This is a genomic window from Paenibacillus hubeiensis, assembly GCF_032334105.1.
GTDB lineage: Bacteria > Bacillota > Bacilli > Paenibacillales > Paenibacillaceae > Paenibacillus > Paenibacillus hubeiensis.
Window position 1 is genome coordinate 88,320 of sequence record NZ_JAVYAE020000002.1, and the last position, 25,091, is coordinate 113,410.

The 25,091-nt window shown below is 48.7% G+C and carries 21 protein-coding genes and 2 pseudogenes; 18 read left to right on the top strand and 5 right to left on the bottom strand.

What is annotated here, in order from left to right; translation table 11 throughout:
- Window positions 1–152 precede the first annotated feature (152 nt).
- The 13 genes from RSX24_RS07095 (at window position 153) to glnA (ending at window position 18,843) form a co-directional block, all read left to right on the top strand.
- Window positions 153–1,403, top strand: coding sequence for a putative amidoligase domain-containing protein (locus RSX24_RS07095; RefSeq protein ID WP_343260122.1), 1,251 nt, complete (start codon window positions 153–155; stop codon window positions 1,401–1,403).
- A 205-nt stretch (window positions 1,404–1,608) separates the two neighbouring features.
- A complete protein-coding gene (gene mutS, locus RSX24_RS07100; RefSeq protein ID WP_343260123.1) occupies window positions 1,609–4,404 on the top strand; it encodes a DNA mismatch repair protein MutS in 2,796 nt (931 codons plus the stop codon).
- Window positions 4,405–4,426: 22 nt separating this feature from the next.
- The gene (gene mutL, locus RSX24_RS07105; protein WP_343260124.1) at window positions 4,427–6,580 is read left to right on the top strand and encodes a DNA mismatch repair endonuclease MutL; all 2,154 of its coding nucleotides are present in this window, start codon (window positions 4,427–4,429) and stop codon (window positions 6,578–6,580) included.
- 17 nt (window positions 6,581–6,597) lie between these two features.
- Complete coding sequence (locus RSX24_RS07110) at window positions 6,598–7,383, top strand: class I SAM-dependent methyltransferase (RefSeq protein WP_236412148.1); 786 nt, start codon at window positions 6,598–6,600, stop codon at window positions 7,381–7,383.
- Window positions 7,364–8,314 (top strand): tRNA (adenosine(37)-N6)-dimethylallyltransferase MiaA, encoded by a 951-nt coding sequence (gene miaA, locus RSX24_RS07115; protein WP_236412149.1) that lies wholly within the window; start codon window positions 7,364–7,366, stop codon window positions 8,312–8,314. The genes RSX24_RS07110 and miaA overlap by 20 nt, the downstream gene beginning before the upstream one ends.
- A gap of 345 nt (window positions 8,315–8,659) precedes the next feature.
- Window positions 8,660–8,902, top strand: a complete 243-nt coding sequence (gene hfq, locus RSX24_RS07120; protein WP_056689929.1) for an RNA chaperone Hfq — start codon at window positions 8,660–8,662, stop codon at window positions 8,900–8,902.
- A gap of 169 nt (window positions 8,903–9,071) precedes the next feature.
- Window positions 9,072–11,756 carry a transglycosylase domain-containing protein gene (locus RSX24_RS07125; RefSeq protein ID WP_343260125.1) on the top strand — a complete coding sequence of 895 codons (2,685 nt, stop codon included), beginning with the start codon at window positions 9,072–9,074 and terminating at the stop codon, window positions 11,754–11,756.
- Window positions 11,757–11,995: 239 nt separating this feature from the next.
- Entirely contained in the window at window positions 11,996–12,559 is a 564-nt protein-coding gene (locus RSX24_RS07130; protein ID WP_236412153.1) for a ribonuclease FAU-1 family protein, read from the top strand.
- Window positions 12,560–12,782: 223 nt separating this feature from the next.
- Complete coding sequence (locus RSX24_RS07135) at window positions 12,783–13,766, top strand: AAA family ATPase (RefSeq protein WP_438286789.1); 984 nt, start codon at window positions 12,783–12,785, stop codon at window positions 13,764–13,766.
- A 495-nt stretch (window positions 13,767–14,261) separates the two neighbouring features.
- Window positions 14,262–15,548 (top strand): GTPase HflX, encoded by a 1,287-nt coding sequence (hflX, locus tag RSX24_RS07140; protein ID WP_236412154.1) that lies wholly within the window; start codon window positions 14,262–14,264, stop codon window positions 15,546–15,548.
- 84 nt (window positions 15,549–15,632) lie between these two features.
- Entirely contained in the window at window positions 15,633–16,886 is a 1,254-nt protein-coding gene (locus RSX24_RS07145) for a methionine gamma-lyase family protein (protein WP_339272935.1), read from the top strand.
- 83 nt (window positions 16,887–16,969) lie between these two features.
- Window positions 16,970–17,383 (top strand): MerR family transcriptional regulator, encoded by a 414-nt coding sequence (locus tag RSX24_RS07150; protein WP_236412159.1) that lies wholly within the window; start codon window positions 16,970–16,972, stop codon window positions 17,381–17,383.
- Window positions 17,384–17,514: 131 nt separating this feature from the next.
- Window positions 17,515–18,843, top strand: coding sequence for a type I glutamate--ammonia ligase (gene glnA / locus RSX24_RS07155; protein WP_236412161.1), 1,329 nt, complete (start codon window positions 17,515–17,517; stop codon window positions 18,841–18,843).
- A 108-nt stretch (window positions 18,844–18,951) separates the two neighbouring features.
- On the opposite strand, the pseudogene RSX24_RS07160 reads toward glnA, so the two are convergent.
- Window positions 18,952–19,292, bottom strand: a pseudogene (locus RSX24_RS07160) (tyrosine-type recombinase/integrase); the annotation flags it as partial.
- Window positions 19,293–19,407: 115 nt separating this feature from the next.
- Here RSX24_RS07160 and RSX24_RS07165 point away from each other — a divergent pair.
- Together RSX24_RS07165 and RSX24_RS07170 are read left to right on the top strand one after the other, a co-directional pair.
- Window positions 19,408–19,539 (top strand): hypothetical protein, encoded by a 132-nt coding sequence (locus RSX24_RS07165; RefSeq protein WP_343260127.1) that lies wholly within the window; start codon window positions 19,408–19,410, stop codon window positions 19,537–19,539.
- Between the two features lie 187 nt (window positions 19,540–19,726).
- On the top strand, window positions 19,727–20,191 hold the full coding sequence (locus RSX24_RS07170) for a hypothetical protein (protein ID WP_343260128.1): 465 nt from the start codon (window positions 19,727–19,729) through the stop codon (window positions 20,189–20,191).
- A gap of 292 nt (window positions 20,192–20,483) precedes the next feature.
- On the opposite strand, the gene RSX24_RS07175 is transcribed toward RSX24_RS07170, so the two are convergent.
- Entirely contained in the window at window positions 20,484–21,173 is a 690-nt protein-coding gene (locus RSX24_RS07175; RefSeq protein WP_343260129.1) for a stalk domain-containing protein, read from the bottom strand.
- 188 nt (window positions 21,174–21,361) lie between these two features.
- Here RSX24_RS07175 and RSX24_RS07180 point away from each other — a divergent pair, with 188 nt between their 5' ends.
- Window positions 21,362–21,937, top strand: a complete 576-nt coding sequence (locus RSX24_RS07180) for a hypothetical protein (RefSeq protein ID WP_343260130.1) — start codon at window positions 21,362–21,364, stop codon at window positions 21,935–21,937.
- 47 nt (window positions 21,938–21,984) lie between these two features.
- Here the strand turns inward: RSX24_RS07180 and RSX24_RS07185 are convergent, their stop codons facing one another.
- The 3 genes and pseudogenes from RSX24_RS07185 to RSX24_RS07195 form a co-directional block, all read right to left on the bottom strand.
- Window positions 21,985–22,503: a hypothetical protein gene (locus tag RSX24_RS07185; protein ID WP_343260131.1), complete on the bottom strand. Its 519-nt coding sequence runs from the start codon at window positions 22,501–22,503 to the stop codon at window positions 21,985–21,987.
- 54 nt (window positions 22,504–22,557) lie between these two features.
- Window positions 22,558–23,265, bottom strand: a complete 708-nt coding sequence (locus RSX24_RS07190; RefSeq protein WP_343260132.1) for a P1/P2 acidic ribosomal protein — start codon at window positions 23,263–23,265, stop codon at window positions 22,558–22,560.
- A gap of 571 nt (window positions 23,266–23,836) precedes the next feature.
- A pseudogene (locus RSX24_RS07195) lies at window positions 23,837–24,229 on the bottom strand (tyrosine-type recombinase/integrase); the annotation flags it as partial.
- A gap of 330 nt (window positions 24,230–24,559) precedes the next feature.
- Between RSX24_RS07195 and RSX24_RS07200 the strand changes: the two are divergent.
- Both RSX24_RS07200 and RSX24_RS07205 read left to right on the top strand, forming a co-directional pair.
- Window positions 24,560–24,691 carry a helix-turn-helix domain-containing protein gene (locus tag RSX24_RS07200; protein ID WP_343260492.1) on the top strand — a complete coding sequence of 44 codons (132 nt, stop codon included), beginning with the start codon at window positions 24,560–24,562 and terminating at the stop codon, window positions 24,689–24,691.
- Window positions 24,636–24,857, top strand: a complete 222-nt coding sequence (locus RSX24_RS07205) for a transposase (RefSeq protein ID WP_343260493.1) — start codon at window positions 24,636–24,638, stop codon at window positions 24,855–24,857. The genes RSX24_RS07200 and RSX24_RS07205 overlap by 56 nt, the downstream gene beginning before the upstream one ends.
- Window positions 24,858–25,091 lie beyond the last annotated feature (234 nt).

The window sequence follows — 25,091 nt, forward strand, 5'->3', positions numbered from 1 at the left end:
CACTCATTTTGAAGTTAATGTATCTTATGCGCCGCAAGCGGCAATGAGAGGGCGGAAGCCCTCTTTTTTTAATTATTTGTGTTCACCCGAAAAGGGAGTTGGCCTGATGAACGGGATGGTTATCAATTTGCGGGCGAAAGAGGAGAAGGGGCATGCATGTGATGGATGAGGCCGAGTCGGCCGTACAGCGTTACGAAAAAATGACCCTGGCCGAACGGTCCGGTCGGCTTGAGCGATCCGGCATCGATTATCTTGCCGGTCGCAGCAAGCAGATTCGCGGCCCGGGTTTGCGCGCAGCCTATGAAGTACACATTTGCTGCCTCCAGGCGATCCGCATCAAACGCAGGGATACCGGCGATGCGAGCAGGCTGCGGGAGAGTTTGTTGGAACGGGACGACGCCCCGACGTTATTTCGAAGATTGGAGCGCATGGCAGTCAAGACGCTGTATGCCCTGGGACTGGACCACGGAGAGGTCCGGCTGGAAGCGGGGGGCAGGAATGGCTGCAGCGTCGTATCGATTGACCCCCGTCCATGGAAAGGATGGACAGAGCTTACCCCCCTGTACCGGGAAGCATGGAAGCAGCATCAAACGGCTTTGGACGAGGAGCAGGCAAACGAAGTGTCGCCTGTCCTCGGCATGGATCCGGAATTTCTGCTGGTGCAGATGCCCGAAGCCAAAATTGTGCCGGCCTCCAGGTTTTTGGAGCGTACCGGGCAAGCCGGTTGCGATGCCGTAACGATCGGCGGCAGACGCGTATATCCGGTGGCAGAGCTTCGGCCCGAGCCGAGCTCGGAACCGCGGGAACTGATTGCTCATCTGCTGCGGGCGTTCGGATCGGCTTCGCGCAGCATTACGGACCATACGTTGATCTGGCAGGCGGGGAGCATGCCGCAGCGGGGTCTTCCGCTCGGCGGCCACGTTCATTTCAGCGGCATAACGCTGAACGGGGAGCTGCTGCGGACGCTCGACAACTATTTGGCTTTGCCGCTTGCCATGCTGCAGGATCCACGCGGCGATGCCCGGCGTCCGCGTTACGGAGCCCTCGGCGATTTCCGCCTGAAATCCCATGGAGGCTTCGAGTACCGGACCTTGCCCAGTTTTCTGGTTTCTCCGTTGGTGGCAAAGGGGGTCGTTGGCCTCGCAGGCCTGATCGCTTCCAATTACAGAAGGCTGCGCCAGCGTCCGCTCGCAGGGGCGGCCGTGCATGCCGCTTTTTACAGTGCGAGGCGGGAGGTGCTGGGACAGCAGCTTCCTTCGCTGCTGAACGATTTGACCGCATTGAGCGATTACGGGCGTTACGAACGGTATGTCGCTCCGCTGGTCGCCCATATGATAGAAGGAAACACCTGGGATGAGAGCCGTGACATTCGCAAGTTATGGAATATTCGGGCAGGCACATGAGGTATGGGCACTTTTTTTGGTTTTTGATATAATGGAAATCAGGTCAATTTCGATGAGGTAACAAGAAGTGGAAGAATCGGAGCCTGTAAGGGGAGCGGCTGATGGAAGAAACGTGAGGCGGCGGCACATCGGTGCCTGACCGCCTTTATTGTACCTTCCGGCTGCTTCCCTCCTGGCAATTTGCAGCAGCGGATGGAGGATAACGATGGCTCAGTATACGCCTATGATACAACAATATTTGCAAGTCAAAGCCGAGGCGCAGGACGCTTTTCTTTTTTTCAGGCTGGGCGACTTTTATGAAATGTTTTTTGAAGATGCCATTAATGCGGCGCGTGAGCTTGAAATCACGTTGACTGCCCGCAACGGAGGTTCGGACGAGAAAATTCCGATGTGCGGCGTGCCGTACCATTCAGCAGAAGGGTACATACAACGTCTGATCGAGAAGGGGCATAAAGTTGCGATTTGTGAGCAAATGGAGGATCCGACGGTCACCAAGGGCATGGTGCGGCGAGAAATCGTGCGCGTTATTACGCCTGGCACGGTGATGGAGGGCAAAACGCTCGGGGACAAGTCCAACAACTATATCGTTTGTTTGACGGGAGATGCGAACACGCTTGCGCTTGCGGCATGTGATTTGTCTACGGGTGAGCTGTATGTGACGTCGGTTCCCTATTCGAAGGAATGGCTGAAGGACGAAATCGGCATTTACGAACCATCCGAGCTGATCGGGGACGCTGCGCTGCTGGATGAGGTGGCTGCCCAAGCATCGCCAATCGGGCGACCTGTCGTATACACCCCATGGGTGAAAAATAAAGAAGAGCTTGTGCGCCAGCAGTTCGGGGAAGCGGTCTGGGCGCGTCTCGAGCCTGAGCGTCAGACATGCATCGCGCGGCTGTTCTCCTATTTGAATGAAACGCAAAAACGTTCATTAGGACAATTGACGCAGGTCAGCGCTTATGAGCCGGATCATTACATGATTTTGGACCCGTTCACACGGCGCAATCTGGAGCTGGTTGAAACCGTGCGCGAACGCTCCAAAAAGGGTTCCTTGCTGTGGTTGCTCGATCGCACGGAAACGTCCATGGGAGCGCGCATGCTGCGCCGCTGGATCGACAAACCTTTGCTGCAAAAAGGAAAGATCAACGAGCGGCTCGAAGCGGTGGACACGCTGTATAACCAGTTTATTTTGCGCGAGGATCTGCGGGCAGAACTTAAGGATATTTACGATTTGGAACGCTTGGTTGGACGAATCGCCTTCGGCAACGCGAACGGACGGGATCTGAACGCGCTCAAAATGTCGTTGGACAAGGTTCCGGCACTGCGCCGGCTTTGTGCGGATTCGTCTTCAGCCACGCTACGCCATATCGCAGAAGTGATGGACGATTGCAATGACCTGCGCGATGCGATCGCGAGCGCCATTGTGGACGAGCCTCCGGTTTCCGTGCGTGACGGCGGAATTATTCGTCCAGGATATCATGAGCGGCTGGATGAGCTGCGCGAAGCCTCTGTCAACGGTAAACAGTGGATTGCCGAGCTGGAAGCAAGGGAACGCGACGCAACCGGCATCCGGTCGCTGAAAATCGGTTATAACAAAGTGTTCGGCTATTACATCGAAGTGACCAAATCGAACCTGTCGGCACTGCCGGAAGGGCGTTATGAACGGAAGCAGACGCTCGCCAATGCGGAGCGTTTCATTACGCCGGAGCTGAAGGAAAAAGAAACGCTGATCCTTGAGGCACAGGACAAAATGGTCGATATCGAATATGCCTTGTTCACGGAGCTGCGTGACCAGTTGAACCGGCAGGTGGCCAGATTGCAGAAACTGGCTGAGCAAGTGGCGGAAATCGACGTGTACCAATCGTTTGCTGCGATCAGCGCAGAGCGCAACTTCGTTCGTCCCGTGCTGACGGACGGTTATGATTTTGTGGTGGAGCAGGGACGTCATCCGGTTGTGGAAGCGGTGATGCATTCCGATGCGTTCATTGCCAACAGCACGGCGATCCAGAAGGACGCCGCACGCATCCTGCTCATCACCGGGCCGAACATGGCCGGCAAGAGCACGTACATGCGACAGGTGGCGCTGATTTCGATCATGGCTCAAATCGGCTGTTTCGTTCCTGCGGGCAAAGCGGAAGTGCCGATCATGGACCGCATTTTCACACGAATCGGCGCTGCGGATGATCTGATTGGCGGCCAGAGCACGTTCATGGTGGAAATGGCCGACATTCAGGTCATGACGGAAAAAGCGACGCCGCGCAGTCTGATCATTATCGATGAATTGGGCCGGGGAACATCCACGAGCGAAGGCATGGCCATTGCGCAATCGGTGATCGAATACGTGCATGACGTGATCGGCTGCAAAGCGCTGGTTTCGACGCATTTCCATGAGCTTGCGCATCTGGAGGAAAGTTTGGACAAGCTGGCCAACTACTCCATGGCCGTGCAGGAGAGCGGAGACAAAGTTCATTTCCTGCGCAAACTGATTGCTGGCGCCGCGAGCAGCAGTTACGGCATCTATTGCGCGCGTCTCGCCGGATTGCCGGATACGATCATAGAGCGGGCGAACGGCCTGCTGCACGGGTTTGAACAGGCGGCTGCACAGGTTGCGGTGGGCAGCGAGCTTGCGGCGAAAGAAAAGAATTCAAGTGGCGTGCCGTCTGCCAGTTATGAAACAGATCAGGCCGCATCCGACGGATCCTCCATTCTTCGGGATGAGAAGCAAGTGAATGGATCGACCGGATCGGTGATTCGGGAGGACTACCGACCTTCGGACAATACAGGCAAGGACCGTCAGGGGAAAGGACGGCAGGAAGTGGTTCAGCTCTCGATCTTTGATGACGAGGAGCCTTTGCACACCCCTGAACCGATTACTTCCGTGCCGGATGAGCGTACCCAGGAACTTATCCGCCAGATGAAGGATGTGGATGTCATGAACATGACCCCGCTTCAGGCGATGCAGCTGTTAAACGAACTTAAAGTCAAAGCCCAGCAATTATCCTGATTCAAGCGGGAGGGGAATAACGATGGCGAAAATCCATGTGCTGGATGAACATATTGCCAACCAGATTGCGGCCGGGGAAGTCGTTGAACGCCCGGCCTCGGTCGTCAAGGAGCTGCTCGAAAATGCGATCGACGCAGGGGCAAGCAAAATCGAAGTGAGCGTGGAAGAGGGCGGATTGCTCAGCATTCGCGTCAAAGACAACGGATCCGGCATTGAGCCGGATGATCTCGAAACGGCTTTCTACCGCCATGCCACGAGTAAGATTGCGCACGGGCGGGATCTGTTTCAGATCACGAGCCTGGGCTTCAGGGGAGAAGCGCTGCCCAGCATCGCGGCCGTGTCCAAGGTCGAGGTGCTGACGGCCAGCGCGGATGACGGCCGGGGCCGCAAAATTGTCATCGAGGGCGGAAAGCTGTGCTCGCACGAGGATGCAGCTTCGCCGCAAGGGACGGAATTTGTGGTGAAGGAGCTGTTTTATAACACGCCGGCCAGGCTCAAATACATGAAAACCATTCAAACCGAGCTGGGGCACATCTCGGATGTGCTGTACCGGATGGCATTGTCCCATCCCGACATTTCGTTCACGCTGCGGCATAATGCCAACACGTTGCTCCAGACGCTGGGGAACGGAGACCTGCTGCAGGTGGTGGCAGCCATTTATGGCACGAGCGCGGCCAAAGCGATGCTGCCGATTGAAGGCGAAAATTTGGATTACCGCGTCAAAGGTCTGATCAGTCTGCCTGAATGGACCAGAGCGAATCGGGGCGGCATGTCGACGATTGTAAATGGACGGTATATTCGGAATTATGGGCTGAATCAGGCCATTCTCAAGGCATATCATACCCTTCTGCCTATTAATCGTTACCCGCTCGTCGTCGTACAGCTGGACATGCATCCTTCGCTTGTGGACGTCAACGTTCACCCTGCGAAGCTGGAAGTGCGGTTCAGCAAGGAGACTGAACTGTACGAGTTCGTGGAGACGACGCTTCGCGGCATTCTGCGCAAAGAAGTGCTGATTCCTCAAGTCACGAAACAACAGGTCAGACGCGGGGATGATCGGGCCATCATTCAGGAGCAGTTTGTATTTCCAAGGGCACCGTACAAAGATGAGCTGCCCGCGGAGGGGGAGGGACGTCCGGAATCCCATCCCGATCAACGGATTCAAGCGCCTCGCCTGAACGAGGATGCGGTTGCCTCGAAGCCTTCCGGACAGAGTGCGAACATTGAAGTCGATCCGGATATGGACTTGGAGGCACCTGCTGAAGTGAATGAGGGAGAACGTTTGGATTTCTCGGCCCAGTTGGCACCTCTTCCCGAGGTTCCTCCCGAAGAGACCACTGCCTACGGCTCGGCAGGGACGGACGAAGTCATCGTGCCTGCATCTGCAAAACCGTCGACTTCACAGCCTCCCGAGCATAGCCGAGGTGCAGACTATCGTTCCAAAGCTTCGGCTTCGCCGGTGTCGGTGAAAGAAAGCCGTCCGGCTTACCAGCCGCCTTCGCCAGCTGCGCAGCGGGAGTATGCCGGAACGGGCAAGCCCCTGCCGGATGTCGACAAACTGGCTGCTGCGCTGAAATCCGATGCGGCCGTGCCGTCGTTTCCGGAGCTCAGCCTGATCGGACAGCACCATGGCACGTATCTGATCGCGCAAAGCGATGACGGTCTCTACCTGATCGACCAACATGCTGCGCATGAACGGGTGAATTACGAATATTATTTCGAAAAATTCGGTAATCCCGCGCAGGCTTCGCAGGAGCTGTTGCTGCCGATCACGCTGGAATTTACGCCTTCCGAGACCGAAAAAATCAAATCCAGGTTGGCCTGGTTTGAGCAAGCCGGCGTTTATCTGGAGCATTTCGGCGGCCAGACGTTCCGTGTACGCTCCCATCCATATTGGTTCCCGCATGGAGACGAGAAAGATATTATAGAAGAAATGTGCGAATGGGTGCTCAGTGAACGCAGCATCGACGTGGGCAAGCTAAGGGAGGCTGCATCCATCATGTGCTCCTGCAAAGCATCCATTAAAGCGAACCAAAAGCTGACGGAGCAAGAGGCCGAGGTGCTGATTCAGCGCCTTGCGTCTTGCCGCCAGCCATACACTTGTCCGCACGGGCGTCCCATCGTCGTTTCATTTTCAACGTATGATCTGGAAAAATTGTTCAAACGGGTCATGTGACTGTTTAGGAGGAAGTTATGTATATTACAACCGGTGACACGCAAGCCGATTCCCTGGTGGAACGCGCTCGCCGCTTGGCGCAATTGACAGGCGGAACATATGTGCCGCGCGGCAATATGTCCCTGTCCAAAATGGCCGACCGATACCAAGCCAACGAAATTCTGGTTGTTCTGCAAGGAAGGGCACGACTATATCGCAAACATGCGGAACAGCTTGAGTTTCATCCCAGCATGGGGTTTATCCGGGCGAAGCGCGTGCTTGCGGGAGAGTCTGATCCGATGTTGGATGCCGGAGCGGTCCGCCAAGGGGACACGATCCTCGACTGCACAGCCGGACTCGGGACGGATGCGCTCGTATTTTCGGTAGCGGCAGGCCCAACGGGAAGGACCATTGCTTGCGAGAGCTCGCTGCCGATCTACGCGCTGTTAGCCGAGGGCATGTCCCACTATGAAAGCAAACTGCCCGAGGTGGACGAGGCGTTTCGCCGGATCGAGCTGCATCATGCCCATCATCTGGATTTGCTGCGCTCCTTGCCGGATAACAGCTGCGACACCGTCTATTTTGACCCGATGTTTCGCGAACCGATGATGGATTCGAGCGCCATCCAGCCTTTGCGTGATTACGCGAATCCGAGCGCGCTGGACATCGAGAGCATCGAAGAGGCAAAACGGGTTGCCCGCAAGCGAATCGTCATGAAGGAAAAGCGCGGCAGCGCCGAATTTACGAGGCTTGGCTTCGACGTTCTTGATCGGGCCAATGCAAAAACACTGTACGGAGTGATCCATGTTGAAAGCGGAAGTTAAACCGAAGCTGCTTGTGCTTGTCGGGCCGACGGCGGTAGGAAAAACCAAAATGAGCATCGAGCTGGCCAAGGCTTTCGATTGCGAAATTATTTCAGGCGATTCGATGCAGGTCTATCGGGAGATGGATATCGGAACCGCCAAAATTACCCGGGATGAAATGCAGGGCATTCCCCACCATCTTATTGATATTCATGATCCCGAGTATCCCTATTCCGTGGCCGAGTTCCAGGAGAGCTGCACGCGTCTGATCGGCGAAATCCATGGGCGCGGCAAGCTGCCGTTTATCGTGGGCGGCACCGGCTTGTACGTGGAGTCGGTTTGTTACGGCTTCCAATTTTCGGACAGCGGATCGGACGAAGCGTTTCGGAATGAGCAATTCCGCTATGCGGAGCAGCATGGGGCTCAAGCGCTGCATGACCGATTAAGGGCCGTTGATCCCGCGAGCGCAGACCGTTTGCATCCGAACGACCAGCGCCGCATCGTGCGCGCGCTTGAAATTTTTCATTTGACCGGGCAAAAGTGGTCCGAGCAGTTGGCTTCCCAGCAGAAAATATCCCCGTACGATCTCCTGATTGTCGGCCTGACGATGGATCGGCAAAAGCTGTATGCGCGCGTAGAAGAACGGATCGATCTGATGATGGAACAAGGATTGGTTGACGAGGTGAAATCGTTGCTGGAACGTGGCGTAGGTCCTGGACACATCTCCATGCAGGGATTGGGGTACAAGGAAATTGTCGCTTACCTGCAGGGCGAGGTGAGCTTGGAGGCCGCGGTGGAATGGCTGAAAAGGGATACGCGCCGTTTCGCCAAACGCCAGCTCTCCTGGTTCCGGCACATGAAGGATATCGAGTGGGTGGACGTTACGGACACCGAGGATTTCGAAGGTAATTTCAGGAAGGTTCGTTCACGGATCGAGCAACAATTTTATTAAAAACATCGGGACTTTGGGCCTCTGTCTTCTCCAGGCGAGAAGATGGGGGTTCTTTTTGCAAACAGGAACCAGCGGACCATTTTTCGTCGGTTTCTGGACGGTGGAGGCCATCGAAACGCTGGAAGAACGATTGAAAATTTGCCCCCCTTTTGCAATTGTGACAAGCGGTGTATAATGGATAAGTCTTCTAATCGTCATGAGCCTCATGCTGAGGGGCGAGTTGACAGACAAGGGGTTTTTGTGGATTATATGAAACTGTTCATGATATAATAGCACGAAAGCTACTCAGCGATATTGAATACGAACCATAACATGAATTCAAATGAACCAATGGGGGTACGGCTAATGAACAAGTCCATCAACATCCAAGATACGTTCTTAAACCAACTGCGGAAGGAAAATATTCCAGCAACGGTATATTTGACGAACGGGTTCCAAATTCGCGGAACGATCAAGGCTTTTGACAATTTCACAATCGTGATCGATAGCGACGGACGCCAGCAAATGGTCTATAAGCACGCCATCTCCACGTTCACGCCGCAACGCAGCGTATCGTTGATGCAGCAGGATAACAACGGCGAAGCTTAAAAATTGCGAAACCTTTTTCACAGCCATTTCGTCTACATGTATAGGATTTGAAGCGGAGCAACCTGAATAAAGGGTTGTTCTTTTCATTCCGGGCAAAAAAGGCTTGCCGTCAGCCCTTGCCCAATAGGCGAATAGAAATCAAGCAACCGAAAGGGAGTCAGGAGGAAACATGCCAAACGATCCGTTGTCGAGGTCTAATCGCAACAACAACAGTGGCAAGTCATCCAATAAAGCGAAACCAAAGACCTCTAAAAAGAAAAAAATTACGGGTAAACGTGTTGGATGGACGCTGTTTTTTACAATGGCAATCGCCATTTTCTGTGCACTGGGCGGATATCTATTTATTATGGTCAGCGGGGAACGCCTGCTTACGGCCAACATGGACAAAACGACGATCAACGAAACGTCGAAAGTGTACGACCGTAACGGTGAATTGATGGGCGAGCTGTCGATCAAAAAACTGGAGCCGGTCGATGGAGACGAGATTCCGAAGCTTGTGAAAGAGGCGTTTGTGGCTACGGAAGACAGACGATTTTATGAGCACCAGGGCGTCGACATCTGGGCGATCGGCCGTGCGGCCGTCAAGGACGTCATGGCCCGCTCGATGGTAGAGGGCGGCAGTACGCTGACCCAGCAGCTGGCCAAAAACATGTTCTTGTCGCGCGACAAAACGTTTTTCCGCAAAGCGACGGAAGTATCCATCGCGATGGCGCTCGAGCGCAAATTTACGAAAGACGAAATCTTGACGATGTACTTGAACCGGATTTTCTTCGGCCATCAGCGGTACGGAATCAAGGCAGCATCCGAGTTTTATTTCGGGGTCACCGACTTGAAAGAACTGGAGCTGTGGCAAATCGCCACGCTCGCGGCTATGCCCAAAGGGCCGTCGGCATATAACCCGCTCAGCAATCCGGAAGCGTCCAAGGAACGCCGCGCGGTAGTGTTACAGTTGATGTACGAGCAAGGATACATCAGCAAAGCGGATATGGACGAAGCCAAAGCGGTCGATTACGACTACACGCCGCCGGAGAAAGAGAGAAAATACCAGGCCTTTATCGATTACGTTTTGCGTGAAGCCGAAGAAGTGACGGGCAAAACGGAAGATGATCTGAACATCGGCGGATACAAAATTTACACGACCATGGATGTGCAGGCCCAAACGGCGATGGAGAAAGCTTTCTCCGACGACAGCCTGTTCGAAAAAAGCAAAGACGACCAAAAGGTGCAGGGGTCGATGGTGATCATGAACCATGAAAATGGAAGCCTGGTTGCCTTGCTGGGCGGACGCGACTATCAAACGAAAGGTTACAGCCGCGTTACCCAAAGTCGGAGACAGCCGGGTTCGGCATTCAAACCGATCGTATCTTATGCGCCTGCACTGGAGTCCGGGGAATATAATGCCAATTCTCCGCTCAGCAATCAAAAGCAGTGTTTCGGCAACTACTGCCCGGGAAACCTGCATGGTTATTCGTCAACGATCAGCATGACCGATGCCATTACGAAGTCGGAAAATATTCCGGCGGTATGGCTTTTGGACAAAATCGGCGTCAATACCGGTGTGCAGTTTGCCAAGAAGCTGGGCATTCAGCTTACGGACGAAGACAAAAACCTGGCGATTGCCCTCGGGGGGCTGAGCAAAGGGACCAATACGCTTGAAATGGCTCAGGCTTACAGCGCTTTTGCCAACCTTGGCGAATATCAGGAAGCGTACTCCATCAAATCGGTGGTGGACAGTACCGGCAAAGAGATTTATAAGCACAAGTCCAAAACGACGCGAGTCATGAGTGAGCACAATGCTTACGAGTTGACCAAAATGCTGCAGAACGTCGTCAACGACGGGACAGGACGCGCTGCACGTTTGGATCGTCCGGTTGCCGGCAAAACGGGTACGACGCAGAGCGGCATTTCCGGCAACAGTTCCAACCGGGATGTGTGGTTTGTTGGTTACACGCCGGAATGGACTGCGGCGGTCTGGATGGGATATGACAATCCGGATGCGAACCATATGCTCAAAAACAGCAGTAAATTGTCCGCTGCGTTCTTTGCGAAAGTCATGAACGATGCGCTCAAAGGCGTTCCTGTCAAGGACTTTACCGTTCCGGAAGGAGAGAAAACGGCGCCACCGGTGCAAAAACCGGAGACACCACAATTGTCCGTAACAGGACTGAGCGGGGCTTATGATCCGACAACGCAGACGGTATCGTTGTCGTGGAGCGGATCAGGAGATTCCCAAACTCAGTACCGGGTGTACCGTAAAGAGACGTCTGAGTCGGAGTTCACACGTCTCATCGACGCTGTTGGAACGACTAATGCGCAGGATTTAAGCGCCCTTCCAGGGTTGACTTACGAATACTACGTAACTGCGTATGACCCGTCTACGGGAGCAGAGACGTCACCAACCAACACCATTTCACTTTTCATCGAAGCTCAGGAATTGGAGCCGCAGGAGCCTGATCCTGGCACGGATCCGGGACTGGATCCGGGGACGGAGGAGCCGGGAATAGACAATCCGGGCGGCGAGCTTCCCGATAACGGCAATGGCAACAATGGGAATGGCAATAACGGAAACGGCAATAATGGCAATAACGGTAATGGAAACAACGGCAATGGACATGGCAACAACGGAAATAACGGAAACGGGAATAATGGGGAACCGAGCCAGGATGGACAATCCGGCAACGGCAATCCACCGCCCGATCAAGGCACGACTGAACCAGGCGGGAATGGGGATGGCTCGAGTGACGGGGCTGTCGTCATCCCGGGAGAGGTTGTTACGCCGGATGGCGGAGATAGCGGCAGTACGGTAGAGTCAGATCCGAACGTCGTCGATCCGCAAGCCGGCAACGGAGGTTAACGAAACATATTCGAAGAAATGAAAGGCCCTGCATCCCGATTGGCTTTGGGATACAGGGCCTTTTGCATTTCTGTTTCCGATCATGCGATTTTGAGTGTATACCTTAAATATGGTAAGCTGTAGCTATTGTAATACGTCGTGCAGAGCATGTTCAGGAATCGCTCCCATGCAGACGTTATTCGCTGTTCACCACATTAGAGCAGGCCAGGTGGGCCTGTTGTCGGCAAAGAGGGGTTCGTATGAAACGGAAATTCGGGGATCGCGCAAATTGGCGCCGGATTACGAACCGACAATTTACATGCCGGTTCGTGCAATCCAAAATATTTACAGGCTACATCACGTTGTACACGATACAGGATTTGAAGGAACCATTGTGGAAAACCTACGGAGGAAGCACGTTTTGCATTGCAGACAAAGGGTATTCCTGGCTGCAGTATTATCCCAAAGGCGAACATTTTGTCGTGACTGCCATGTTTGATAACCAAGAGCGCATCGTGGAATGGTATATTGATACATGCAGAAGCCAAGGAATTACCGATCAAGGCGTGCCTTGGTTCGATGACCTTTATCTGGACGTCGTTGTACTGAAGGATGGAGAGATCTTTTTGTTGGACGAGGATGAACTTGAGGAGGCGCTGGCGCGGAAACAAATCACGACCGCCGACTATGATTTGGCCAATCGAACGGCGAAGGAGCTGCTGCGTGCCATCGATGCACACATGTTTCCTTATTTCCAGTTATCGCTTAAACATCGCAAATCCTTGTTCGAGAACGGGGAGTTCCGCAAAAACGTCCAGCTTTGAATGAAACGGAACGTGTCCGGCTGCCGTCCAGCAGCATTTGCCACGGAAAGTCCTCTTGCTTTCACGATGGGCCTTCATTTCAGCAGATTAAAATGAACGTCATGCCCAAACCAAAAGCCCCTAATGAGAAATTTAGATCTCAATAGGGGTTTTGTTGTTCAAAGCATTTGTTCGATTGCAGAATTATAACGATAGCTTCGAGCATATAATGAGCCTTGAGGTGATGACTGTGGGCGAAAAAACGAGAAGAATAACTGTAAACGAATCGAGAATCAACATCGTGTTTAATTCTCAGAATCAGGGTGAACCTTATGTTGAGCAAGCGGAGGAGCCTCTTCCATCAAATAGTCATCATGAATCTGTGGCGGATATTTTCAAAGAACTCGATGAAATGATCGGATTAGATAAGGTTAGGGATCTCGTTTACGAAATATATGCGCTCATTCAAATAAACAAATTCCGTGCCGAAGAAGGGCTGAAGAGCAGCAAACAAGTGTATCACATGATTTTCAAAGGCAACCCGGGTACGGGGAAGACCACCGTTGCAAGAATCATTTCGAGAATGCTGAACCGGATGGGCGTACTTAGCAAAGGTCATCTCGTGGAGGTTGAAAGAGCCGACTTGGTGGGGGAATATATTGGTCACACAGCTCAGAAAACGAGGGACTTGGTTAAGAAGGCCATGGGGGGAGTGTTATTCATTGACGAAGCTTATAGTCTGGCTCGGGGCGGAGAAAAGGACTTCGGGAAAGAGGCCATCGATTGTTTAGTGAAAGTGATGGAGGATCGTGCTGACGATGTCATTATCATACTTGCCGGATATCCCGATGAAATGGATGAGTTTATGCAAATAAATACAGGGCTGCCATCCAGGTTTCCTATTCAAATCAATTTTGAAGATTACTCTGTGGATGAACTGATGCTGATTGCGCTGAAAATGGCCTCTGAGAAAGAATACAATCTCAACTCAGATGCCATGGACCGATTGAAGGAGTTGATTTACCTGGAAAAGGAAAGCAGGTTAGACTTTAGCAATGCTCGGTACGTGCGGAACGTCATTGAAAAGGCAATACGAACCCAGGCTGTTCGACTAATGAGTTTGGGAGGCAAACCATCCAAACAAAAGCTTACCGAGATTACATTCCGTGATGTTCCTGCAGCGAAAACCAAGCTTACAGACATTACGGAAGGGATACATTTCAATTAGTCGGTGTACTTTTTCGATAGAGGAGGTGATCGTTCGTTTTCTTTCTTGCTTAGGGTGGGGAGTAAGGACTGGCGACGGAGTACATAATTTTAACGCATAGGCCATCATGATTAAGAAGGCGGAAGGATTTATCATGTTCCAGGGAGAATGGTTAAGATAGCAAGCATTGCTGGGCGATGTTTTATAAATTTCCCATCCGATGTTAAACTAAATAAGGGAACATCGACATGGGAACAATGAAACCGTACTCCAAGGCAATGGGATTGAACGTTCCATCCGCTATTCGATGGTCCGTTTGCCTGGACCTCGCCTTCCGTTCAATCTCGGCAAATCTGGAACGGAAACCGACTGGACGGAGGATTTGAAGTTTGGGTGAAAGTAAGCGATAATGAATATCTTTGGATAAGCCGGCCGGGCCCATCCGGTCCGGCTTGGCATGCATGGCAAGACGTTGGAGGTTGACGATCGTACCATGCAGAAGGAGGGAATGATACGATGGCAAATGTCACACATGATACCAATCAAGTACAAAAAGATCGTGCCATATTGGTCAGCCTGATTACGGATGAGGTCAAACGATCGGGTATTAATCCGGAATATTCGCTCGAAGAGCTGGTCAAGCTTGCCGAAACAGCAGGCGTTGAGGTTTTGAGCGTCCTGACCCAGAACCGGGAAACGCGGGATACGAAATGGTTCATCGGTAAAGGCAAGGTGGATGAGCTGCGTGCAGTGGCGGAAGAACTTGGCGCAACGACGGCGATTTTCGATCAGGAGTTGTCCGGGGCTCAGGTTCGTAACTTGGAAGAAGCGCTCGACCTAAAAATTATCGACCGTACCCAGTTGATTCTGGACATTTTCGCGCAACGCGCCAATACGAGGGAAGGGATCATCCAGGTAGAGCTGGCCCAATTGAGCTATTTGTTGCCACGGTTGTCCGGACACGGCAAAAACTTGTCCAGACTGGGAGGCGGGATTGGTACCCGCGGACCGGGGGAGAGCAAGCTTGAGACGGATCGCCGCCACATTCGCGGAAGGATCGATGATCTGAAGCGGCATTTGGAGGAAGTAACGCGACATCGCAAACTTCATCGCGAGCGCCGCAAAAAAACGGGGATAGTTCAAGTGGCACTCGTCGGATACACGAATGCAGGCAAATCGACACTGTTGAAACAGCTTACAGAAGCCGATGTATATATTGAGAACCAGTTGTTCGCTACGCTGGATCCTACATCCCGTACGATGGAATTGCCCAGCGGCAAAGAAATCGTGCTTACCGATACGGTTGGTTTCATTCAGAACCTGCCCCATGATCTGATTGCTGCATTCCGCGCTACACTGGAGGAAGTGAATGAAGCAGACCTGATTTTGCACGTCGTGGATGCATCTTCCGAGATGCGCGAGGATCAGATGAGAACGGTAAATGCCATTTTGCAGGAGCTGGGTTCCGGCGACAAGCCGCAGCTGGTCCTGTTTAATAAAAAGGATGCATGTACTCCTGAACAGCTTGAAATGCTGCCGCAGGACAAGGAACATATGAAGATCAGTGCATACGATGAAGTTGACCAGCTCAAAATCCGGGAGCGCATTCAGGCCGAGCTGACAGGCGATACCAAACGTTTCCGCATTCCGGCGGATCGCGGTGATCTGACTTCGGTATTATACAAGATCGGAGACGTGGTGGATACGTCGTTCGAAGAGAATGATGTGATCTATCAAGTGGAGCTGCAAAAGGGCGAATATGAAAAATACGGCTATTTACTCGAAGATTTCATCGTTTCGTAACATTGGCGATACATTTGTATGGTAAGTTGACATAACAATATATATTTGACGTTAGATTCATGCAATAAAGGAGAATAAAGCAGGATGTCCAGTTTTGATACAGCAATCATTGAGCTTCAACAACAGGTTGAACGCCAGATCGAGCAACAAATGAAAGAGATTGATCGCTTGGTCGATCAAAATCAATGGAAAGTCATCGATGCATTTCAACGGAGAAAAGTGAGCGACTTTCATTTTGCGGGATCGACAGGTTATGCCTACAACGATCGCGGACGGGAAGTGCTTGACGAGGTATATGCAGACGTTTTCGGAGCGGAAGCGGCGCTTGTCCGCCCTCATTTCGCTTCGGGAACGCATACGATTGCAACGGCCTTGTTCGGCGTTCTGCGCCCGGGGGACGAATTGTTATATATAACGGGGAAACCCTATGACACTTTGCATAAAGTCATCGGCAAGCCTGGTGATGGCACGGGTTCCCTGATGGATTTCGGCATCGATTACAAGGAAACGGCACTGCTTCCCGATGGCGGGATCGATTGGGAAGCAGTGCGGAATAGCGTGACGTCAAAAACCAAAGTGATCGGTATCCAGCGTTCGCGCGGGTATGATTGGCGCTCGTCTTTTTGTATCGACGAAATTGCGGACATGGTCACACGCGTGAAGGCGATCAAGGAAGATGTCATCGTGTTCGTGGACAATTGTTACGGAGAGTTTACCGAGCCATTGGAACCTACCCAAGTGGGCGTAGACCTGATGGCCGGATCGCTGATCAAAAACCCTGGCGGCGGTCTTGCGGAAACCGGTGGATACATATGCGGAAAGGAAAAATATGTACAGCTTGCAGCCTATCGTCTGACGGCCCCCGGTATCGGCGGAGAGGTTGGTGCAATGCTTGGCACGACACGGGGAATCTATCAGGGACTTTACATGGCTCCAACGATCGTTGGACAAGCCGTTAAAGGAAGCGTTTTTGCGGCAGCGATGTTTGCGGCTTCCGGATTTGTCACCAAACCTGCATGGAATGATAAACGAACTGACCTGATCCAGGCGGTCCAGTTCAGTTCCGCCGAGCATTTGATTGCCTTCGTTCAAGGGATTCAGCGGGCAGCGGCGGTGGATAGCCATGTCGTTCCCGAGCCTTGGGACATGCCGGGATACGAACATCCTGTCATTATGGCGGCAGGTACGTTCATTCAGGGCGGAAGCCTTGAGCTGTCTGCGGATGCGCCAATCCGAGAGCCTTATATCGGGTACATGCAAGGGGGATTAACGTACTCGCATGTCAAATATGGCGTTTTGATGGCATTGCAAGCCATGAAAGATCGTAAATTATTGTGAGTTTATCTAACACATTATTGACACTTTGTAACAAGTAAATGTACAATAAGGTGAAGAATAGATGACTGGAAGGTTGATGAGTGATGGGCGACGAAATTCGCAGAAATATGGCCTTATTCCCGATTGGCATCGTTATGAAGCTGACGGACCTGTCCGCACGGCAGATTCGTTATTATGAGCAGCATAATCTGATCGTTCCGGCAAGAACGTCAGGCAATCAGCGTTTGTTTTCGTTTAATGACGTTGAACGTTTGCTCGAAATCAAGGCTTTGATCGAAAAAGGAGTAAACATCGCGGGCATCAAACAGGTAATGAACCCTGTGTCCAAGGAATCCGAGGAAGCAACCGTCATTACGGCCGATACGGAAGTGAAACGCAGGGAACTATCGGATACGCAGCTTCATCGTTTGTTGAAACAACAGCTGGTTTCCGGAAAAAGACCGGGACAAGTATCGCTTATTCAAGGAGAGCTTTCCCGATTTTTCAACAAAAAATAATGTTGCGTAATCTCGCGTGTCATAGGAAATGTTCCTGTCATAGGTTGAGCCTTTTCTTGACCCATGCGGGTTTCTAATGTACAAATATAACATGCAAGCTAAATAAGCAGAGAAGAAAGGGAGAGAGTATCGTGAGTTATACTAAAGAAGACATTCTCCGCATCGCAAAAGAAGAAAATGTACGGTTTGTTCGTTTGCAGTTTACAGACTTGCTCGGTGCAATCAAAAACGTTGAAATTCCGGTAAGCCAGCTGACAAAGGCTTTGGACAACAAAATGATGTTCGATGGTTCTTCCATTGAAGGATATGTGCGCATCGAAGAATCCGATATGTACCTCTATCCGGATCTCGATACTTGGCTCATTTTCCCATGGGTGGCCGACAACCGCGTTGCTCGCATGATTTGCGACGTATACTTGCCGGACGGAACGCCGTTCCCTGGAGATCCGCGCGGCATTCTGAAACGCAGCCTGAAGGATGCGGAAGAAATGGGCTTTACAGCGATGAATGTCGGGCCTGAGCCAGAGTTTTTCTTGTTCAAGACCGATGAAAAAGGTAACCCAACCAACGAATTGAACGACCAAGGCGGTTATTTCGATCTGGCTCCAACGGATCTTGGCGAAAACTGCCGTCGTGACATCGTTATTACGCTCGAAGAAATGGGCTTTGAAATTGAAGCTTCCCATCACGAGGTAGCTCCAGGTCAGCACGAGATCGACTTCAAATACGCGGATGCGTTGAAAGCAGCTGACCAAATCCAAACGTTCAAACTGGTCGTTAAAACGATTGCTCGCCAGCACGGATTGCATGCTACATTCATGCCAAAACCGTTGTTCGGCATGAACGGTTCCGGTATGCACTGTAACCAATCCCTGTTCAAAGGCAATGAGAACGCGTTCGTGGACGAGTCCGATGAGCTTGGCCTTAGCAAAACCGCTCGCCATTACATGGCAGGAATGCTGAAGCATGCTCGTGCATACGCGGCGATCACGAATCCTAGCGTAAACTCCTACAAACGTCTTGTACCTGGTTACGAAGCACCTTGTTACGTAGCATGGTCTGCAAGTAACCGCAGTCCAATGATTCGTATTCCGGCTTCCCGCGGTCTCAGCACACGCGTCGAAGTGCGCAACCCGGATCCGGCTGCGAACCCATACTTGGCACTGGCTGTGATGTTGAAAGCAGGTTTGGACGGCATCAAACGCGAGCTTCCTTTGCCGGCTCCAATCGACCGCAACATCTATATCATGTCCGAAGAAGAGCGTGTGGAAGAAGGCATCCCAAGCTTGCCGGCTGACCTGAAAGAAGCTCTTAATGAGCTGATCCGCAGCGAAGTCATCTGCGACGCGCTCGGCGATCACGCTTTGGCTCACTTCTATGAGTTGAAAGAAATCGAGTGGGATATGTACCGCACGCAAGTTCACCAATGGGAACGCGATCAATATATCACGCTGTACTAGGAACTGGAATCCCTTGCGCCATATGGCGTGAGGGGTTTTTCTTTTTTGTGGGTAAAAGGATTTATGAGTGGAGTTGGAGGGAGGTGCCCACAAAATGCCCACAAACTTTTACTCTTTAAAAATTCCTTTGGTGAACTTTTCGAACTTATCCATATTGTTTGTTTGAATTTTAGATGAAATGTGGGCATACACATCGGATGTAATTTGGATGCTACCATGACCCAGTTGTTCTTGGACAAATTTCATATCTGCCTCAGCTTCAAGTAACAGGACAGCACAAGTATGTCGGAGAGAGTGAATGGGGAGGGAAGGAAGATCACTGCGTTGCAAAATTCGGGAGAAAGCATTAAATAAAGATGATTTCGGCATGAAGTTTCCATCCTCCCTGCATAATACTAAATCTAAATCCTGATGGTATTTTCTCCAAGATTCCCCTTGTTTTGATCCTGCTATTCTTTGTGATACCTCAAGTCACCATGTTGTTAAGCGTAATGCCAAATGCGGAATAAGCTGGCTAGACTGTTGATCCGCTGGGCCGTATCACTCATGAAAGGGGATGAGAGTTTGTTAGCTGTATACGTAATGATGATCCATAAAAACTTGATTACTTTGGAACAAGTGCCGCAGCAAAGTCGTGACAAAGTGGCTGAAGCGCTGAATGTAGGTAGCATGGACCAAAACGGAAATATCGTATAGCAGGCGTACCAAGGTGTATGTTTTTTTGTTTTTTGTACCGCATGGCGTGACTTTAAAATCTTTTATTAGGCAATAAATCCAATGTTTAAGGTTTAAACACAATATAGTTTATTGTTTACAAAAGATAGGATAATGGTATAATATGTTTGAATCGGCCGATTCCATAAGATAGTAAAGGTGGAATAATATGAATCTCAAGAAGAAGCTAACTACATTGCTCGCTGTTATTATGATGTTTTCGATTTCCGCTTCAGCATTTGCGGACGGTGCTGATGTTAGACCTACCGTGGTTGGAGTCGCTGATACAAGAGATACGGCTCTTTCGTACATTTATGGTAACAGTTATAGTCTATTTCTTTCTGATAGCAATGATAAGGATTGGTACAAATGGACCAACACCGGACCTGGCAGATTTGTATTGGTTTTTCTACAACCACAAGGACATAATATAAAATTTAGAATGGGAATCGAAATGGTCCACAAGGATGGTACTGAAACATCTAGATTCTATGCTCCGACGTTTGAAGGAAATTACAATGGCATGTACATTAGAAACTTATATGTTCCAGAAGGCGCAACCCTTTATGCTGTGATTGACTCTACGGAGTTCATTGCACCAGGTCAGTATACATTTATGATGGATCTATTCTAAGTAACTGATAACGGCCCTCGAAATTTTTCGAGGGTTTGTTGCACTTTGAACAAGTATTAGGTAGTGAAGGATGATTTAATTGAATAATCTCAACAACTTGGAATGGGGATAGATCCCCGATTAAATAACAAAAATACATTCCGTTTTCGGACGTGTTTTTTGTTGTGCTATGGAGCGGTCAGGAAGAGCTGTCAAAAATACAAACACCCCAGTATGTAACTGGGGTGTTCCTTCGGTATTTGTAAATTTAAACTTAAGAAGATGTTGGCAGGGATTATTAGAATTTCACAGTTTAGTAGTTTCCACCTTGTAGTATAGGATCGGAAATTTTTACATCAGAAACTTTCACGCCCGGCTTCACCAACTTACCAACAGATACACTTGACCACTCGTTTACAGTAATATTTCCCGAAGCGATTGTTCCGCCCATATACTCGACTCCAGTATCCAAAGTATAGATATCAATAAAATTGATGGAAGCCCATTTTGGAAATGGTGTTGGTTCTTTTTTAACTAACACATCGAATTCAACAATCGCGTATGTAGCACCTTCTCCTGCAGGTGAGTCATTGAAACTACTATCATATCTAACACCTGTAACTTTAATGTCAAAATAAGGTGTTTTGACAACATCGCCTACATTGTAAATCTTGGTTTGTGGTTGGCTTGTAGTGCTAGGTGGAGTGGATGAATTGTTGTTCAAAAACGATTCCCCTATAGTTTCGAACTCAATTTTCTTTTGCTCTTTGTCATAAATTAATTTATAACCAGTCATTTGGGCAACTTCACGAATAGGTAAGTATGTTTTGCCGTTATAAACCAGCGTGTCAGATTGCAAATTTTGTTCCTTGCCATCAACAGCGAATGAAAATTTGGTCAATATGGCATTAACCGTAGAGGGAGCGGCTGCAGCAAGGGTTGCTGATCCGATCATCATGCCAATACCGAGAGTGACCACTGTTTTAAATAATGATTTTTTCAAAGTGAGAGTATCCTTTATAAAGGGGGTATACACTTTATTGCGGTACAACACTGGAAAAAGTTTATAGCATTTTCGCAACAAGACGGTGCTTAATATGTTTCCTAAATGAATCACATCGATTTTGCCAGCTTGATGTCAAACAACCATTTGGATGTCTATCTTTAAATGATAAAGAGATATTTGAATATATGGGTTCGATTGGAGAACAACGTAAGTCGAAATTGTTGTATTCAGTTTTACATGAACAGCAGAATTCTTATGAAGATGATACCAGAGGCATTGAAGAACATCATATAACATCAGATCCCTTACTTTTAATAATACCTATAGATCCAGAAGTTAATCTCAACAGTGAGTATGGAAGGGAGGTACTTGAGCAAAATTTAAAAATGACGATTGCCACAAGGATATGCCCTTTTGTCGGATATAGAAATATTCAATTTAGTTTAGAGGACATCTGCGAAGATATTATTCCTGTTTGGCAATTATGGTCAAAGCACCCGAAAAATAAAATTAGAGAGCTTATAAAATATTACATGAGGCAACTGTCAAAGGAGCTGGAAAAAACAGGCTTGAAGATAAGCCTTGATAAGGGCAGATACCTGATAGAAGAAGCAGATTTAAAAATTGGAGATAAGGTATGTAATTTCTTTAGATTTAATTCTTCAGAGTATCTTGAGAAAGATTCACTTGATTCAGTTGAGCAGATGGTTATTGAAGAGTGGATTGGTGAAATTAAAATTAAAGGAATATGGCATGAATAGATATAAGAAAAGAAGCTCAACTAGGTCATGACCCAGTTGAGCTTCTTTTAACGTGGTAATTCTCCTGAACCTACATATTTATCCTTCTTGCTATTCCATTTATAGATGGCAACAGCAGCGTCCCATCCTCCTTCAGGATAGTAGTCTTTCCAGACTTGTGTAATTTCACCGGTTTTAGAAATTTGAATATTTACGTCACCAATAATAGACAGTTTCTTTTTAAGTGTTCCATCCTTGTACTGGAACACAAATAGTTGAGTGTTAGAGGGTAAGTAATCTAACGTTACAGCAACATGCTTCTCTTTTGACGACACATAAAGAATATGGAAGGTAGGATCTTCATCGTTGTAGTAGTTTGTATCTATAAGTACTATAATACCCTTTGAGTTAATGAAATAAAAGTTGCCTGAGTCGGTAATCAATAGATGTTCTTTCTTGTTATCACCGTTCAGATCAATGGACTTACTGACAGTAACACGTTCTCTAGGGTATTTCTTTTCTAGTAGTTTCTTTGGATTTACGTCAGCAACATCAACGCTTGATGGGGTATATACGAATCCAAACATAGCTAAAGTACATAGTAAAGCCTAGATCCTTTTCATAGTGGTCCTCCATAATAATTAGTTATCATTTACATCACTAGCGCTAAACATAATTCCAAGAACATCAGAACCTCTAAGAGTGTAACGAACGTTATTCACCTCTGTAGATTCGTCAATTGTTGTCCAATCTACACCTTCATCAATGACTCCCAAATCTTTCATGATGTCCCCTACGGCTGATGTAGGCAAGTCAGGGTTGGTTGCCAAAACCACCAAACCAATACTTAAAATAATATCTGCTCCAGAAGAGAGGGTGCCGTTTCCTTGTCCAATCATCATTACATCTCGTAACGATCCATCTGCTTTGTTTACTGAACCAGTAATGCCTATGTAATCTGTAGTCATATACTGAAATACATTTTGTACTGGACCTTCTTCAATCTCAAGCTTCTTACCGATTTTAAGTTTAGGGTTATCAAGTTCATCGGCACGTTTGTTAAATGATTTACGAAATTCATCTGGAGTCATTCCGAGGGTGCCTGGTATTTCCTCTTTTTTGTCCTCTTGTTTCTTTACATCTTCTTTTACTGTCTTTACATCCTCGGTCTTAGCGGCGGGTTTCTCAGCGACAACAGTTTCTGGCTTGGATTCAGCAGGAGCGGATGCTTCGGTTGCTACAACTTCTTCTTTGTCTGTTTTCTCCTCATCCTTGTTGCCAAAGATGCCTGCAGCTATGAACACAACAATAAGCCAAAACCACCATTTTTTATGAATAGGCTTTTTCAATCTTCTTCCTCCTGATATAGTAATAATTAACAACAGGATATAGTCTATCAGACCTAGTTATATTTTTCTATAAAAATGTTTGGATGTGGAAATGTGAATACATATTGAGTGTTAACAAACAGGTGAAGACTACTTTGATGCCGCATTAACCCAATTGAACAAACAAGACTCTACTGACATAATCTCGATAGAGTCATTAATTTTAGAGTAATAAATCACTGGAAACTACATATTTGTCCTTCTTACTATTCCATTTATAGATTGCAACAGCAATCTCCAAAGAATGTTATATTTAATGAGGAGTATTTTTGCTGAAGTTTTACCATATAAAAAATATGTAATTCGAGTTTCTTCAATAATAGAATAAAAAAAGGGCGCCCACAAAATGCCCACAAAAGTCTGATTGAATGTGATTAGTTTTGAAAAGTCGTTAACTGATAAAGCTTGTCTTAAACTGATTTTATATTATGAATGACATGCAATGAAAGCTCGGGACATAAATCGCACGCAAGTTCACCAATGGGAACGCGATCAATATATCACGCTTTACTAATTGGTTAAAACCTTGTAATCACGGGGTCTTGAAGGAATGAACCGGGGGACGTTTTGAGGGGATTGCACATCGATTGAGGGTGCGTCCCCCCCAAACGTCCTCCGGTTTTTGATTTTCTGATCCCAAAATACGGGAAGTGTACTCTTCATATTTATCGATGTTACGCTTCTCTAACTTCTTAGAAATATGAGCATACACATCTGATGTAATTTGGACACTGCCATGTTCGAGCTGCTCTTGTACAAACTTTATGTCAGCGCCAGCTTCAAGCATGATCACGGCATAGGTATGCCTCAAGGAATGGGTCGTTAAATCCTCACTCAAACTAGCCTTTCTCAAAATTCTATTTGAAGCATTAAAGAGACTAGATTTAGGCATCGGACTACCATCATTCCTGCACAAAACCAGGTTTTAAATCACGTAAGCGATGAGAGAAACATCGATAAACGTCTCTACGAAAGGATTTTGGCGTTCGGCTTCGTCTCGAAGGACATACGTTTGGTGAGATTGGTGACCTGTTAAGTCATGCGCGACAAACGATTAGTGTGTATTGTCAAACATACCAAACACAAGGTTTAACAGGTCTGAGGATCGACGGACAACCCACCAAACTTACAGAGGAACAACGTCGTCAGTTAGCCGATGCTCGAACAGCACCAGCCTGTTGATGTAGGTTAAGTCAGATATACTTGGACTCTTCCGCTTGTGGCTGAATGGATAAAGCGGGAATTTGACGTCAGCATGAGTGTGCGTGCAATTAGGGCCATGCTTAAACGGATGAACTTCAGCTTTACTAAAGCCACCTATACTCTTGCTAATGCCGACGAGGAGGCTCAAGTCATCTTCAAAAATCGCCTTGATCTTGGACAATAGCCGGATTCATCACGCTACGGAGTTACAGCCTTTCTTGAAGAAACATCTGCGTATGCAGTTAGTGTTTTTGCTCTCTTACAGCCCACACTTAAATCCAGTTGAAAGGTTATGGTTGTGGCTCAAAGCGGACGAAGTAAACAACGTTTTCTTTGACCAAATTCTATAAAATCGGGCTCCGTGTGAGTCAATTTATGAAGAGAATTAATCAGTATCCGATGGAAACGATTGATCGTCTGCTTGTTAGGTTATGATCTTAATTGCGTTTTATATAGTAGATAAGTTCCGTTTTCATGACCTTGTAGGTGGCTTCAGCCACCGCGTTATCGTAAGGACACCCTTTCTTGCTGAGTGAAAGGCCAATACCAAAAGTGTGAGATGAGTGTAAGGAATTCTGCTGGAG